This is a genomic window from Salmonella sp. SJTUF15570 (genome assembly GCF_043357055.1).
GTDB lineage: Bacteria > Pseudomonadota > Gammaproteobacteria > Enterobacterales > Enterobacteriaceae > Salmonella > Salmonella enterica.
In genome coordinates this window covers 404,724-419,421 of sequence record NZ_JBEUKJ010000004.1, presented here as the reverse complement: position 1 = coordinate 419,421, position 14,698 = coordinate 404,724, and the positions used below count along the sequence as shown (strand labels likewise).

The following is a 14,698-nucleotide window of genomic DNA, read 5'->3' as shown; positions in this document are numbered from 1 at the left end:
ACGCCTGATAAGCTTTCTGTTATCAGGCATAGAGAGGCATCCGCTAGACGTTGAACGGCGGCTCGTTGTTTAATACGCTGTCGATAATATCCAGCACGCCTTCCTGGTTGTTCGATCCGGCGCGGTATTTCGCCGCCGCCGCGACCGCCTCGCTGGCGTGCGACATGGCAAAACTAAACCCGGCCTGACGCAGCATCTCAATATCGTTGCCGCCGTCGCCGAATACCACCACTTCACTATCATGAATGCCCCAGCGCTGCTGTAACAGACGCAGGCCGTTGGCTTTATGCACGCCGGGAATTATTAAATCAATACTGCCATAGCCGGTATGAACGGGGACCATGATATCGCCAATGGCGTCGTGCAGCGCCGCCTGTACTTCCGGTATCCGTTCATCGGTAATATTAAGGCCGAATTTGAAAAAGACATCGTTGATGTTGTTAAAATTATCCACAAATTCCAGACGATGATAATACATTGCCGCAACGGCTTTTAACGCATCGTTGTACCGTTTCAGCGTGTAGGCGCTGTTTTTTCCACAGGCGATAATCTCCACATCGGCGCGTGTGAGCAGGTGTTCGACAACCGTCTGGAAGTCGGCTTTTGTCAGCTCGCCGTTAAAAATATCCTCTCCTTCGCTGACCACCCAACCGCCGTTTTCCGCGACAAAAGCGATTTCGTGCGCAATTTCCGGAAAGAACGAGATTAACTGGTAATACTGGTTGCCGCTGGCCACGACAAAGCGAATGCCTTGCCGCTTCATTTGTTGGTACTGCGCCATAAACCGGTCACGGTTATAGGTTTTTTGATCGCTCAGAAACGTGCCGTCCATGTCGACGGCGATTAATTTGATACTCATGCGTTATGCTCCATCACTGGTTGCGGAGTCGATACAGGTTTGGCGACGGCCTTCGCCACCAGCGCCGCCAGAATAACCAGCGCCAGCACAACCATCATGGCGCTGCGTAATCCATAATGCTCTCCCAGATAGCCCAACAGCGGCGGCCCGACCAAAAACGCCAGATAGCCGGTCGTGGCGACAACGCTCACGCGCGTCGGCGCGTCGGGACCGGTATCGCTGGCGGCGGAAATGGTCAGCGGGAAGCCGAGCGAAGCGCCTAAGCCCCAAAGAATGACCGAGACGCCGGCGACCCAGTCGCTATCGACAAAAATAATCAGGCCAATGCCCAGCGCTCCCATTAACGCGCTGGCGCGAACAACCGTCACCCGGCTATAGCGGTCAATAAACCAGCCGCCGGTAAAGCGGCCAACGGTCATACCAAGCGTGAAACCGGCGTAGATCAGAGAGCCGGAGGTTGGGCTAAAACCGTGTCCGTCTACCATCAGTAGCGGCAGCCAGTCATTCGCAGAGCCTTCGGCGAATGCCATTGCCAGCACCACCACGCCAATAAGCAAAAGCTGGATGTCCCGATAAAAAGGTAATCCTTTTTCCTGAAGGTGAGCATCTTCCGATGCGTTTTTACCCGTACCGTCAGGGATCGCCCGAATGGCGATAAAAATGGGCGCGATCGCCACGGCAGCCGCGAGGATGATATGGATGTTAGCCGGGACGCTTAATGCGGTTAACGCCATGCCGACACCAGCGCCCGCCAGCGTGCCGAAACTGTAAAAACCATGCATCATCGGCAGAACGGTTTTATTCAGCTCGCGTTCGACCGCCGCGCCTTCGACATTAATCGCCACTTCGGCGGCGCCAAAACTGGCGCCGAAAACGGCTAATCCAAGGGCAAAAATCAGCGGCGAGGCGCACCACAGCGCGACGCTAAGAATAACCATCCCGGTTACTGCGCAGGTCATCGTCGTGCGAATAACCTTTCGGGTGCCAAATCGTTTCACCAGCCAGGCGGAACAAAGAATACCGCTCATTGAACCGATAGAAAGCCCAAATAAGACCGCCCCCATTTCCGCGGTAGAGACGGAAAGAATATCCCGAATAGCAGGCGTTCGGGTTGCCCAGGAGGCCATCAGCAGTCCGGGTAAAAAGAAGAACATAAACAGCGCCCAGGTACGGCGTTTTAAGGCGTTACGTGAGGAGAGGACGGTCATAGCGTCAGGCCAGAAAATAGAAGCGAGAGGTAAACATTAGCAAGCTTGTGTACATTTGTACATATCGTCGTCATACTTCGTTGTGCAGACAGTTTTTACTGTCTGTTTTTTCAGCGTAAACGGCAGGCTACTATCGCCTGCATCCTGAATGAGATGTGGAACTCATCATGAAAGAAAATGCCGTAAGACGCGCCAATGATCCTAAGCGACGGGAAAAAATAATTCAGGCCACACTGGAAGCGGTAAAGACCTATGGCGTTCATGCCGTGACGCACCGGAAAATCGCCGCTATCGCTCAGGTGCCGCTTGGCTCGATGACCTACTATTTTGCCGGTATGGATGCGTTATTGAGTGAAGCTTTTACACTTTTCACCGAGAACATGTCGCGTCAATACCAGGATTTTTTTGCGCAGGTGACGGATGCGGAGGGGGCGTGCCAGGCGATAACGGAAATGATTTACGGCTCGCAGGTTACGACGCCGGATAATATGGCGTTAATGTATCAGTTATATGCCTATGCCAGCGATAAGCCAGCGTTAAAAATAGTCATGCAAAACTGGATGCAGCGTAGCCAGAATACGCTGGCGCAGTGGTTTGACGCACAGACCGCCCGAGCGCTGGATGCGTTTATCGAGGGGATGACGCTGCATTTTGTAACGGATCGAACGCCGCTGGCGCGTGAAGCGATTTTACAGATGGTAAAGCGAATCGCCGGAGAGTCAATGTCGTGTCACTCTGCGTTGGGCAACAAAAAACCCACCAACCTTGAACCGAAATGGCGGGGTTGATGGGCTCCACAAAATGGGGACATCAAAGAAAAGCAGTGGCAATAGGTATGACTGATGCTTTAACGAAAAGTTCGACCTATTGGCAAAATTTTTTCACTTAAAGGCAAACTTCAGTTTTATCCTAACCCCGGCCAGATGATGACAATAAGCGTCCCCGCCAGCGTTAGCAGAACGTTGGCGATGGCGTAAGTCCCCGCATAACCCAGCGCTGGAATATTACTGCGCGCCGTATCGCTAATGATTTCCATCGCCGGGGCGCAGGTACGCGCGCCCATCATGGCGCCGAACAGCAGCGCCCGGTTCATGCGCAGCACATAAGCGCCAAACAAGAAGCAGATCACCACCGGTACCAGGCTGACGACAAGCCCGGCGATCAGCATTTGTCCGCCGACCGCGCCCAGACCGTTGCTGATACCGCTGCCAGCGCTTAAACCAACGCCTGCCATAAATACCATCAAGCCGAATTCTTTCACCATGTTAAGCGCGCCCTGCGGAATATAACCAAAGGTAGGATGGTTAGCGCGCAGGAAACCGAGCATGATCCCGGCGAACAGCAATCCGGCCGCGTTGCCGATGCCGAAACTAAAATTGCTGAACTGGAAGGTAATCATCCCGATCATTAACCCGATGATAAAAAAAGCGCAGAAGGCGAGCAGGTCCGTCACCTGACTATGGATTGAAATAAAACCAATGCGATCGGCGATGGTTTTTACGCGTCTGGCGTCGCCGCTCACCTGTAACACGTCGCCTTTATTCAGCACGACGTTATCGTCGATAGGCATTTCGATCTGGCTGCGGATGACGCGGTTAAGGAAGCAGCCATGATCGGTCAGCTTGAGCTGAGCGAGGCGGCGACCGACCGCATTGTGGTTTTTCACCACAATTTCCTCCGTCACGATGCGCATATCAAGCAGATCGCGATCAAACACTTCCTTACCATTACGGAAGCTGGGATCGAGCCTGGCGTGCGCGTCCGGATAGCCGACCAGCGCAATCTCATCGCCCATTTGCAGCACCGCATCGCCATCCGGGTTCGCCAGAATACCGTTACGGCGAATACGTTCGATATAGCAGCCTGTCTGGCGGTAAATACCCAGCTCGCGCAGGTTTTTACCATCAGTCCAGGCCACCAGTTCCGGGCCAACCCGATAGGCGCGGATAACCGGCAAATAAACCTTTCGATTAGCATCGGTATCCAGACCGCGCTCGCGAGCAATTTGCTGGGCGCTGGTTTGCAAATCCTGATGCTGCAGTTTAGGCAAGTAGCGCGCGCCCACGATCAGACTGACCAGCCCAATCAGATAGGTCAGGGCATAGCCCAGGCTCAGATTATCAAGAGCGGAGGAGAGTTGGGTGCTGGCGATGCCGGAATGTCGCAGGGTATCGCCTGCGCCAACCAGCACGGGCGTGGATGTCATTGAGCCGGCCAGCATACCGGCCGTCAGGCCGATATCCCAGCCGAATAGCTTACCAAGGCCTAAGGCGATTAGCAGAGCGCTACCGACCATGACCAGGGCAAGCATCAGATAATTTTTACCGTCGCGAAAAAAAATCGAAAAAAAGTTGGGGCCAGCCTCGACGCCGACACAAAAAATAAACAGCATAAATCCCAGATTTAGCGCGTCGGTGTTAATACTGAAGTGTTGCTGCCCTAATAATAGAGAGACCACTAAAACGCCAATGGAATTACCAAGTTGGACTGAACCCAGACGTAACTTGCCAAGACACAGGCCAAGAGCCAGGACCACAAATAATAACAGGATGTAATTCCCATTTAACAAATCTGCGACGTTTATATTCACGGAGACTAACTTCTTGTTTACGAGTAAGCTGTTGAAAGAAATGGTAATTTACGCTACTGTTTTTATCATGAATTAAGGGTGCAATCGTATTGCATACAGCATCCAAATAAAAACAACACAACAATATATCCTGCTAGTTTAATCTTATTGCGTACTAACGGCTATAAGAATCGTGCAGGTGTGTTTTTGGCATGGAATGCCACATGACTTTATCTGACTGGATGCCTCACGGCGGAAAGCGTGTTCGATAGAGAGTGTCAGGAGGAACGATTGAAACATAAACACGGGTGGGCAAGCGTTGTCTGCTGCTTTGTACTCTTTATTGTGGTGTGTCTTTCATTAACTATGCATGTACAAGGCGCTTTTCGCGCGGCAGGGCATCCTGAGATTGGACTGTTATTTTTTACGTTACCTGGCGCGGTGGCCAGTTTTTGTTCTCACCGACGCGAGGTGATCCGACCGCTGATCGGGGCGATGCTGGCGGCGCCGTTTTGCCTGGTGTTAATGCGCGTGGTATTTATGCCTACCCGATCGTTTTGGCAAGAACTGGCGTGGTTATTTAGCGCCGTATTCTGGTGTGCGTTAGGCGCGCTCTGCTATTTGTTTATTAGCAGCCTGTTTAGCCACCGGCGAAAAAAACGCCGATAGCGCCCTCCGGTAGAGGGCGTTGCCAGAGCAATCAGGCGAAAAGATTCAGATTTTCTTTTGCCCATGCTTCAAAATCCGTACAGCCGCCGATATGTTTTTGATCGACAAAAATCTGCGGTACGGTTTCTACAGGTTTACCTACGGTTTTTTCCAAATCCGCTTTAGTAATGCCTTCAGCATGGATATCAATATAGCGGTAGTTGAAATCGTCGCGTTCTTTGCTCAGTTTTTCCGCCAACTCTTTTGCACGCACGCAATAAGGGCACCCTGGGCGGCCAAAAATAACAGTAAACATATCTCTCCTCGAACATAAAGCCAGACGGCGAACAGGTGTTATCATGCCGCGATTTACGGCAGATGAAAAGCAGGTTACGCCTGTTCCTTTGATAACCCAGGGCTATATCTGTTAAGCACGCCGGACCAGAACGTTCTACACTGTGCGTCAGTTAACCGGGAGGCTTGATATGCGCACGATTGGCGTGTTACCCAAAAGCGTACTGATACTGGAATACCTCGGTATGATTTTGCTGGCGCTTGCTCTGCTATCGCTTAATCATTACCTTACGCTGCCCGCGCCGTTCAATACGCCGCTGGCTGGCGTATTGATGGTTTTCCTGGGCGTCGTGTTGATCCTCCCCGCCGCGGTGGCGATGATGTGGCGTATTGCGCAGTTACTGGCGCCGCAGTTGATGAAACGTCCACCCGACATTTCTTCCCGTTCAGATAGAGAAAAGCATAATGAGTCCGACCATTGAACTTCTTTGTGGCCATCGTTCTATTCGCCATTTCACCGATGAACCCGTGACTGACGCGCAGCGAGAGGCCATTATTGCCGCCGCGCGCAGCACGTCCAGTTCCAGTTTTTTACAGTGCAGCTCTATTATCCGTATTACCGATCGGGCGCTGCGCGAGGCGTTAGTGCCCCTGACGGGCGGGCAAAAGCATGTGGCGCAGGCCGCTGAGTTCTGGGTATTTTGCGCCGATTTTAATCGTCATTTGCAGATCTGTCCTGACGCGCAGTTGGGGCTTGCCGAACAACTGCTGCTCGGTGTCGTCGATACGGCGATGATGGGGCAAAACGCGCTGACGGCGGCGGAATCACTGGGGTTAGGCGGCGTGTATATCGGCGGCATCCGTAACAATATTGAGTCTGTTACCGAACTATTAAAATTGCCGAAGCATGTATTGCCGCTCTTTGGCCTGTGTTTGGGATGGCCTGCGGATAATCCGGATCTGAAACCGCGCCTGCCTGCCGAGCTTGTGGTTCATGAGAACCAGTATCAACCGCTTGATGAAAAGCTGCTGGCGCGCTATGACGAGCAGTTGGCTGAGTATTATCTGACCCGCGGCAGTAATACGCGACGCGATACCTGGAGCGATCATATCCGTCGCACCCTGATTAAAGAAAATCGCCCATTTATCCTTGAATATTTGCATAAACAGGGCTGGGCGACGCGCTAAAACCTGCGGGCCAGTGTATGATACGCGGGCTTTTCAGGGTTTTCAGCGAGGTGCAGGGTGAAAATTGCCATATTGTCCAGGGATGGAACGCTCTATTCTTGCAAACGTCTGCGCGAAGCGGCGATGCGGCGCGGCCATCTGGTCGAGATACTCGATCCTCTTTCCTGCTATATGAATATTAATCCGGCAGCGTCGTCGATCCATTACAAGGGGCGTCGTCTGCCCCATTTTGACGCCGTTATTCCCCGTATTGGTTCGGCCATTACCTTTTATGGTACCGCTGCGCTACGTCAGTTTGAGCTATTGGGTAGCTATCCGCTGAATGAATCCGTCGCCATTACCCGCGCGCGCGATAAGCTGCGATCGCTACAACTTCTGGCGCGCCAGGGGATCGATCTTCCTATTACCGGGATCGCCCATTCGCCGGATGATACCAGCGATCTTATTAAGATGGTTGGCGGGGCGCCGCTGGTCGTGAAGCTGGTAGAAGGCACGCAAGGGATCGGCGTGGTATTGGCGGAGACGCGTCAGGCTGCTGAAAGTGTTATTGATGCGTTTCGGGGGCTGAATGCCCATATCCTGGTTCAGGAATACATTGCCGAAGCTAAAGGATGCGATATTCGTTGTCTGGTCGTCGGCAATGAGGTTGTGGCGGCGATTGAGCGGTGCGCGAAAGCCGGTGATTTTCGCTCCAATCTTCATCGTGGCGGGGTGGCCAGCATCGCGACGATCACGCCCCGTGAACGGGATATCGCCATCAAAGCCGCACAGACGCTGGGGCTGGATGTGGCGGGAGTCGATATTTTACGCGCCGCGCGCGGGCCGCTGGTGATGGAGGTGAATGCCTCGCCGGGACTGGAAGGTATCGAAAAGACTACGGGCGTGGATATCGCGGGGCGAATGATTCAGTGGATAGAACGTCACGCTACGCCTGAATTTTGCCTTAAAATCGGCGGCTAATCGCAATCATGGATTCCGCCGTAGTACGAAGCACGCTTTTTGCGTAAGCTGTGCCGGTAATTTTTTCATCGTCATCGTAAGAGGTAGCACATTATTATGATATCACTGGTCGTTCCCACTCTGGATACGTTGCGTCAATGGCTCGACGACCTGGGCATGAATTTCTTCGAATGTGATACCTGCCAGGCGCTGCATTTGCCGCATATGCAGAATTTTGACGGCGTCTACGATGCTAAAATCGATTTGGTGGACAACACCATTCTTTTTTCCGCGATGGCGGAGGTCAGGCCTTCCGCGTTGCTGCCGCTGGCGGCCGATCTCTCTGCTATCAACGCCAGTTCGTTGACGGTAAAAGCCTTTCTCGATATGCAGGATGATAATCTGCCAAAACTGGTTGTGTGCCAGTCTTTATCCGTTATGCAAGGCGTCACCTACGAACAGTTCGAATGGTTTGTTCGCCAAAGTGAAGAGCAGATTTCTATGGTGATCCTTGAGGCCGGGGCGCATCAGCTTCTGTTTAACGCGGAAGAAGACGCGCAAAAAACCAGCGTGGTTGACCATTTTCTTCACTGATCCCTCCCGATAATCAGGCAGTCGCTGCCAGCGCGGCTGCTGTTTACGTTTTTTTATGCTGCTGTTAACCTTTATTTAAAGAATTATTCACCTCCTTTCTGACCATTTCGCTTTATCACATAGACAAAACCTGCATAAAAAATTGATAAAAGGCGTTTTTTAATCTGGGCTATAGCCTCAAACCTTAGCTAAAGTTATTCTTGCGAAGCTTCTATAGCGAGCTTGATGGCAGGGAGGGCGACCTCTCTTCTTCATTTGTATCAAATGAAAAGGTATGCACATTTCAGGCATGTTTTAAACCACGCCTAATGGGTTCATTTGTTAACGGATTTCAGAAGGAAAGCGATGATGACCGCCTTAAAGAAAAAATGGCTATCGGGTCTGGTTGCGGGTGCTCTGATGGTCGTCTCTGTCGGCACGCTCGCTGCCGAACAAAAAACGCTGCACATTTATAACTGGTCAGATTATATCGCGCCGGACACGGTGGCGAACTTTGAAAAAGAGACCGGGATTAACGTTATCTATGATGTCTTTGACTCTAACGAAGTGCTGGAAGGCAAGTTAATGGCAGGCAGCACCGGGTTCGATCTGGTGGTGCCATCGGCCAGTTTTCTTGAGCGCCAGCTCACCGCGGGCGTTTTTCAGCCGCTGGATAAAAGCAAACTTCCCGGCTGGAAAAACCTCGATCCTGAACTGCTGAAACTGGTAGCGAAGCACGATCCTGACAACAAATACGCCATGCCCTACATGTGGGCCACGACGGGCATTGGCTATAACGTTGATAAAGTGAAAGCGGTGCTGGGGGATGATGCGCCAGTGAATAGCTGGGATTTAGTCCTCAAGCCGGAAAATCTGGAGAAGCTAAAAAGCTGCGGCGTCTCTTTCCTTGATGCGCCTGAAGAAATTTTTGCCACTGTGCTGAACTATCTGGGTAAAGATCCGAATAGCAGCAAAGCGGATGACTACACCGGCCCGGCAACCGATCTGTTGTTGAAGCTACGGCCAAACATTCGCTATTTCCATTCCTCGCAATACATTAACGATCTGGCTAATGGCGATACCTGTGTGGCCATCGGCTGGGCGGGCGATGTCTGGCAGGCCGCTAACCGAGCGAAAGAGGCGAAAAATGGCGTCAATATCTCTTTCTCGATCCCCAAAGAGGGGGCAATGGCGTTTTTTGATGTGTTTGCCATGCCGGCTGACGCCAAAAATAAAGACGAGGCCTACCAGTTCCTTAATTATCTGCTGCGCCCTGATGTGATTGCCCATATTTCCGATCACGTTTTCTACGCCAATGCGAATAAAGAGGCGACGGCGCTGGTCAGCCAGCAGGTGCGCGATAACCCGGGAATTTATCCGCCGGCGGATGTGCGGGCCAAGTTGTTTACCCTGAAAGTGCAGGAGCCGAAGATTGATCGCGTCCGCACCCGCGCATGGACGAAGGTGAAAAGCGGTAAGTAATTTATTAACGGTATGGCCTGATAAGCGTGCGCTATCGGGCATTCCACCGTTTGTATCGTTTGATTGTGTTATGCCGGAGAGCGCCTTGTGAATGATGTCCCCCACCGCCCGCAGGTGAAAACCCGTAAAGCGCTGACGCCGCTTCTGGAAATTCGCAACCTGACGAAGTCATTCGACGGGCAACATGCTGTCGATGATGTCAGTCTGACTATCTATAAAGGCGAGATTTTTGCCCTGCTGGGCGCGTCAGGTTGTGGAAAATCGACTCTGCTACGGATGCTGGCAGGTTTTGAACCGCCGAGCAGCGGGCAAATTATGCTCGACGGCGTCGATCTGGCGCATGTTCCGCCGTATCAGCGTCCGATTAATATGATGTTTCAGTCCTATGCGTTGTTTCCGCATATGACGGTAGAGCAGAACATCGCTTTTGGTCTGAAGCAGGACAAACTGCCGAAGGCGGAGATTACCAGCCGCGTCAATGAGATGCTGGGTCTGGTGCACATGCAGGAGTTTGCAAAACGTAAGCCGCATCAGCTTTCCGGCGGTCAGCGCCAGCGCGTGGCCCTGGCGCGCAGCCTGGCGAAACGTCCTAAGCTGCTCTTGTTGGATGAACCGATGGGCGCGCTGGATAAAAAATTACGCGACCGGATGCAGCTTGAAGTGGTGGATATCCTTGAGCGCGTCGGCGTGACCTGCGTCATGGTGACGCACGATCAGGAAGAAGCGATGACGATGGCGGGGCGCATTGCCATCATGAACCGTGGAAAATTTGTGCAAATTGGCGAACCGGAGGAGATTTACGAGCATCCGACGACCCGCTATAGCGCCGAATTTATCGGATCGGTAAATGTTTTTGAGGGCTTACTGAAAGCGCGTGAAGAGGACGGTCTGGTCATTGACGCGCCCGGTTTGGTTCATCCGTTAAAAGTCGATGCGGATGCCTCTGTCGTTGATAATGTGCCGGTATATGTGGCGCTACGTCCGGAAAAAATCATGCTGTGTGAGTCGCCGCCTGCCGATGGCTATAATTTCGCCGTCGGCGAAGTGGCGCATATTGCGTATCTCGGCGATCTGTCTATTTATCATGTGCGGCTAAAAAGCGGGCAGATGATCAGCGCTCAACTGCAGAATGCGCACCGTTACCGGAAAGGGTTACCGACCTGGGGCGATGAAGTGCGTTTGTGCTGGGAAGCGGATAGCTGCGTGGTCCTGACGGTATAAGGGGGAAACATGAGCACACTTGAACCTCCGGCACGCATCAGTAAACCTGGCGGCGCGGCGCTATGGTTGGCGCGAATGCAAATGAAACATGGGCGTAAGCTGGTTATTGCTTTGCCCTATATTTGGCTCATTCTGCTGTTTTTACTGCCGTTTCTTATCGTCTTTAAGATAAGCCTGGCGGAAATGGCGCGGGCGATCCCGCCGTATACCGATCTGCTGGAATGGGCTGACGGTCAGTTGTCGATTACGCTCAACCTCGGCAATTTTTTGCAACTGACCGACGATCCGCTCTATTTCGAAGCCTATCTGCAATCGTTACAAATTGCCGGTATTTCCACAATCTGCTGCCTGCTGTTGGGCTACCCGCTGGCGTGGGCGGTGGCGCACAGCAAGCCCTCCACGCGCAATATCCTGCTGCTGTTGGTGATCCTGCCCTCGTGGACGTCTTTTTTAATACGCGTCTATGCCTGGATGGGCATTTTGAAAAACAACGGCGTGCTGAACAATGTGTTGCTGTGGCTAGGGGTTATCGATCAGCCGCTGACGATCCTGCACACTAACCTGGCCGTCTATATCGGCATTGTTTATGCGTATCTGCCGTTTATGGTTCTGCCCATTTATACCGCATTAACGCGTATTGATTATTCGCTGGTGGAAGCGTCGCTGGATCTCGGCGCCCGACCGCTGAAAACATTTTTTAGCATCATTGTCCCGCTCACCAAAGGCGGAATCATCGCCGGCTCGATGCTGGTTTTTATCCCGGCGGTGGGCGAGTTCGTGATCCCGGAACTGCTTGGCGGGCCGGACAGTATCATGATTGGTCGCGTCCTGTGGCAGGAGTTTTTCAATAACCGCGACTGGCCGGTGGCTTCTGCGGTCGCCATTATTATGTTGCTGCTGCTGATAGTACCGATCATGTGGTTCCATAAACATCAGCAAAAAAGTGTGGAGGAGCACGGATGAATAACTTACCGGTCGTTCGCTCGCCCTGGCGCATTCTGATTCTGGTGCTGGGGTTTACTTTTCTCTATGCGCCGATGTTAATGTTGGTGATTTACTCGTTTAACAGTTCGAAGCTGGTGACGGTGTGGGCGGGATGGTCGACGCGCTGGTATGGCGAGCTCTTTCGGGATACCGCCATGATGAGCGCAGTGGGACTAAGCCTGACAATTGCCGCCTGCGCGGCGACGATGGCGGTGGTGCTCGGTACTATCGCCGCGGTGGTGATGGTGCGATTTGGACGATTTCGCGGCGCAAACGGCTTTGCGTTTATGATCACCGCGCCGCTGGTGATGCCGGATGTGATTACCGGGCTGTCGCTGCTGCTGCTGTTTGTCGCGCTCGGTCATGCTATCGGCTGGCCCTCCGATCGCGGGATGCTGACCATCTGGTTGGCGCACGTCACTTTCTGTACCGCCTACGTGGCAGTGGTGATCGCTTCGCGATTACGCGAACTGGATCGTTCGATTGAAGAGGCGGCGATGGATCTTGGCGCGGCGCCGTTGAAGGTCTTTTTCGTCATTACGTTACCGATGATCATGCCCGCGGTGATCTCGGGCTGGCTGTTGGCCTTTACGCTTTCCCTTGACGATCTGGTGATTGCCAGCTTCGTTTCCGGTCCCGGCGCCACCACGCTACCGATGCTGGTTTTCTCCAGCGTGCGCATGGGCGTGAACCCGGAAATCAACGCGCTGGCGACGTTAATCCTCGGCGTGGTAGGAATCGTCGGATTTATTGCCTGGTACCTGATGGCGCGAGCGGAAAAACAGCGGATTCGCGATATCCAGCGTGCAAGACGCGGCTGAAGCCACTAAAATCTTCCACTATGGCAATGCGTTGCCGCGCGGGTCGCGGCATCATTTTCAGGGAAGACATTCATTGGGATTTATAAAGCAATCAACCTCATCACATGCCCGTTTAAATGTGCCTACGCTGGTGCAGGTTGCGGCTATGGCGATTATTTTGATTCGCGGTCTCGATGTGCTGATGATTATGAATACCCTCGGCATACGCGGGATGGGCGAGTTTATTCATCGCAGCGTGCAGACGTGGAGCTTAACCCTGGTCTTTCTGGCAAGCTTAGTGCTGGTCTTTATTGAAATTTATTGTGCGTTTTCGCTGGTGAAAGGCCGTAGCTGGGCGCGCTGGGTGTACCTGGCGACACAAATTATTGTGAGCGGATATCTGTGGGCGGCGTCGTTAGGCTACGGGTATCCGGAGTTGTTTAGCATCGCGGGAGAATCGAAGCGTGATATCCTGCATTCCCTGGTCATGCAAAAACTCCCCGATCTTTTAATTCTGTTTCTGCTGTTTATTCCCGCTCCCAGCCGTCGATTCTTCCGGCTGCAATAATGTGTATAATCGTCGCCCCGGATAATATGAAGGTTTTTTGGTATGCAGTGCGCACTCTATGACGCGGGTCGCTGCCGTTCCTGTCAATGGATTACGCAGTCGGTTAACGAACAACTTTCCGCAAAAACAGCCGATTTACATCGTTTGCTCGCCGGACTGCCTGTTGAACAGTGGTGCGCGCCGATTGGCGGCCCGGAACAGCATTTCCGCAACAAAGCGAAAATGGTCGTGAGCGGTAGTGTAGAAAAACCGCTCTTCGGGATGCTGCATCGCGACGGTACGCCGGTCGATCTTTGCGGCTGCCCGCTGTATCCCGCCTCCTTTGCCCCCGTATTCAGCGCGCTAAAACCTTTTATTGCCCGTGCCGGACTCACGCCTTATAACGTGGCGCGAAAACGTGGCGAACTGAAATACCTGTTGCTGACGGAAAGTCAGTTCGATGGCGGTATGATGCTACGCTTCGTGTTGCGTTCAGAAACCAAACTTACGCAACTGCGCGCGGCGTTACCGTGGCTGCGCGCGCAACTGCCGCAGCTCAGAGTGATCACCGCAAATATCCAGCCGGTACATATGGCGATTATGGAAGGGGAGACGGAAATCTACCTGACGGATCAGCAGGCGCTGGCGGAACGTTTTAACGATGTGCCGCTGTGGATTCGCCCGCAAAGTTTCTTTCAGACCAACCCTACGGTCGCCAGCCGATTATATGCAACGGCGCGCGATTGGGTAGGGCAACTGCCGGTACGCCATATGTGGGATCTTTTTTGCGGAGTGGGCGGATTCGGCCTGCACTGCGCGACGCCGCAGATGCAATTAACCGGTATTGAGATCGCGCCGGAGGCGATTGCCTGCGCGAAGCAATCCGCTGCCGAGCTGGGATTGACCCGCCTTCATTTCCAGGCGCTGGATTCCACCCAATTCGCCATCGCACAAGGCGAAACGCCCGACCTGGTATTGGTGAATCCTCCCCGCCGCGGCATTGGCAAGCCGTTGTGCGATTACCTTGCACAAATGGCGCCGCGTTTTATCATTTATTCAAGCTGTAACGCGCAGACGATGGCGCAGGATATTCGCCATCTGCCGAACTACCGTATTCAACGTGTTCAGCTTTTCGATATGTTCCCGCATACCGCGCATTATGAGGTTTTAGCGTTACTGCGCAGGTCAATATAATATATTCACAGTATTTATTTTTATCCCTTAACTATTTCATAAAAATAATAAATACAACCAATTGATTATTTAATTCAATTGGTTGTATTTATATATTATCCTATTTTTGCAAATCAAATCACAAATAATCACTTTAAATCTTTTAATGACTACTTTTGATTATTACAGTGCGTGTAAGGCAAAATCAGACAA

The 14,698-nt window shown here is 52.5% G+C and carries 16 protein-coding genes; 12 read left to right on the top strand and 4 right to left on the bottom strand.

Annotation, left to right across the window (positions count from 1 at the left end; all coding sequences use genetic code 11):
* Positions 1-43: 43 nt before the first annotated feature.
* Together ABVN44_RS10775 and ABVN44_RS10770 are read right to left on the bottom strand one after the other, a co-directional pair.
* Positions 44-859 (bottom strand): Cof-type HAD-IIB family hydrolase, encoded by an 816-nt coding sequence (locus ABVN44_RS10775; RefSeq protein ID WP_000023554.1) that lies wholly within the window; start codon positions 857-859, stop codon positions 44-46.
* Complete coding sequence (locus ABVN44_RS10770) at positions 856-2,067, bottom strand: MFS transporter (protein WP_000217430.1); 1,212 nt, start codon at positions 2,065-2,067, stop codon at positions 856-858. The genes ABVN44_RS10775 and ABVN44_RS10770 overlap by 4 nt, the downstream gene beginning before the upstream one ends.
* Positions 2,068-2,234: 167 nt before the next feature.
* On the opposite strand from ABVN44_RS10770, the gene ABVN44_RS10765 reads away from it, so the two are divergent.
* The gene (locus tag ABVN44_RS10765; protein ID WP_023232233.1) at positions 2,235-2,855 is read left to right on the top strand and encodes a TetR/AcrR family transcriptional regulator; all 621 of its coding nucleotides are present in this window, start codon (positions 2,235-2,237) and stop codon (positions 2,853-2,855) included.
* Positions 2,856-2,971: 116 nt separating this feature from the next.
* Here the strand turns inward: ABVN44_RS10765 and ABVN44_RS10760 are convergent, their stop codons facing one another.
* The gene (locus ABVN44_RS10760) at positions 2,972-4,657 is read right to left on the bottom strand and encodes an aspartate:alanine antiporter (protein ID WP_001024853.1); all 1,686 of its coding nucleotides are present in this window, start codon (positions 4,655-4,657) and stop codon (positions 2,972-2,974) included.
* A gap of 270 nt (positions 4,658-4,927) precedes the next feature.
* Between ABVN44_RS10760 and ABVN44_RS10755 the strand changes: the two genes are divergently transcribed.
* Positions 4,928-5,305 carry an inner membrane protein YbjM gene (locus ABVN44_RS10755; protein ID WP_000680850.1) on the top strand — a complete coding sequence of 126 codons (378 nt, stop codon included), beginning with the start codon at positions 4,928-4,930 and terminating at the stop codon, positions 5,303-5,305.
* 31 nt (positions 5,306-5,336) lie between these two features.
* On the opposite strand, the gene ABVN44_RS10750 is transcribed toward ABVN44_RS10755, so the two are convergent.
* Positions 5,337-5,600, bottom strand: a complete 264-nt coding sequence (locus tag ABVN44_RS10750; RefSeq protein ID WP_000495513.1) for a GrxA family glutaredoxin — start codon at positions 5,598-5,600, stop codon at positions 5,337-5,339.
* A gap of 169 nt (positions 5,601-5,769) precedes the next feature.
* Here ABVN44_RS10750 and ABVN44_RS10745 point away from each other — a divergent pair, with 169 nt between their 5' ends.
* The 10 genes from ABVN44_RS10745 to rlmC all read left to right on the top strand — a co-directional run bounded on the left by ABVN44_RS10745 (position 5,770) and on the right by rlmC (position 14,506).
* On the top strand, positions 5,770-6,060 hold the full coding sequence (locus tag ABVN44_RS10745) for a YbjC family protein (protein WP_001259137.1): 291 nt from the start codon (positions 5,770-5,772) through the stop codon (positions 6,058-6,060).
* Positions 6,044-6,766: a nitroreductase NfsA gene (nfsA, locus tag ABVN44_RS10740; RefSeq protein ID WP_000075300.1), complete on the top strand. Its 723-nt coding sequence runs from the start codon at positions 6,044-6,046 to the stop codon at positions 6,764-6,766. The genes ABVN44_RS10745 and nfsA overlap by 17 nt, the downstream gene beginning before the upstream one ends.
* A 57-nt stretch (positions 6,767-6,823) precedes the next feature.
* The gene (gene rimK, locus ABVN44_RS10735) at positions 6,824-7,726 is read left to right on the top strand and encodes a 30S ribosomal protein S6--L-glutamate ligase (RefSeq protein WP_000684361.1); all 903 of its coding nucleotides are present in this window, start codon (positions 6,824-6,826) and stop codon (positions 7,724-7,726) included.
* 96 nt (positions 7,727-7,822) lie between these two features.
* The gene (locus ABVN44_RS10730; protein WP_000624811.1) at positions 7,823-8,299 is read left to right on the top strand and encodes a YbjN domain-containing protein; all 477 of its coding nucleotides are present in this window, start codon (positions 7,823-7,825) and stop codon (positions 8,297-8,299) included.
* Between the two features lie 348 nt (positions 8,300-8,647).
* Positions 8,648-9,760, top strand: a complete 1,113-nt coding sequence (potF, locus tag ABVN44_RS10725; protein ID WP_000125769.1) for a spermidine/putrescine ABC transporter substrate-binding protein PotF — start codon at positions 8,648-8,650, stop codon at positions 9,758-9,760.
* A gap of 87 nt (positions 9,761-9,847) precedes the next feature.
* Positions 9,848-10,981 (top strand): putrescine ABC transporter ATP-binding subunit PotG, encoded by a 1,134-nt coding sequence (gene potG, locus ABVN44_RS10720; protein ID WP_001000698.1) that lies wholly within the window; start codon positions 9,848-9,850, stop codon positions 10,979-10,981.
* Between the two features lie 9 nt (positions 10,982-10,990).
* Positions 10,991-11,944, top strand: a complete 954-nt coding sequence (potH, locus tag ABVN44_RS10715) for a putrescine ABC transporter permease PotH (RefSeq protein WP_023232354.1) — start codon at positions 10,991-10,993, stop codon at positions 11,942-11,944.
* Positions 11,941-12,786: a putrescine ABC transporter permease PotI gene (potI, locus tag ABVN44_RS10710; RefSeq protein WP_001061629.1), complete on the top strand. Its 846-nt coding sequence runs from the start codon at positions 11,941-11,943 to the stop codon at positions 12,784-12,786. Before potH ends, potI begins: the two co-directional genes overlap by 4 nt.
* 73 nt (positions 12,787-12,859) lie before the next feature.
* Positions 12,860-13,333, top strand: a complete 474-nt coding sequence (locus ABVN44_RS10705) for a YbjO family protein (RefSeq protein ID WP_001668047.1) — start codon at positions 12,860-12,862, stop codon at positions 13,331-13,333.
* A gap of 42 nt (positions 13,334-13,375) precedes the next feature.
* Entirely contained in the window at positions 13,376-14,506 is a 1,131-nt protein-coding gene (rlmC, locus tag ABVN44_RS10700; protein ID WP_023209111.1) for a 23S rRNA (uracil(747)-C(5))-methyltransferase RlmC, read from the top strand.
* Positions 14,507-14,698: the final 192 nt, after the last annotated feature.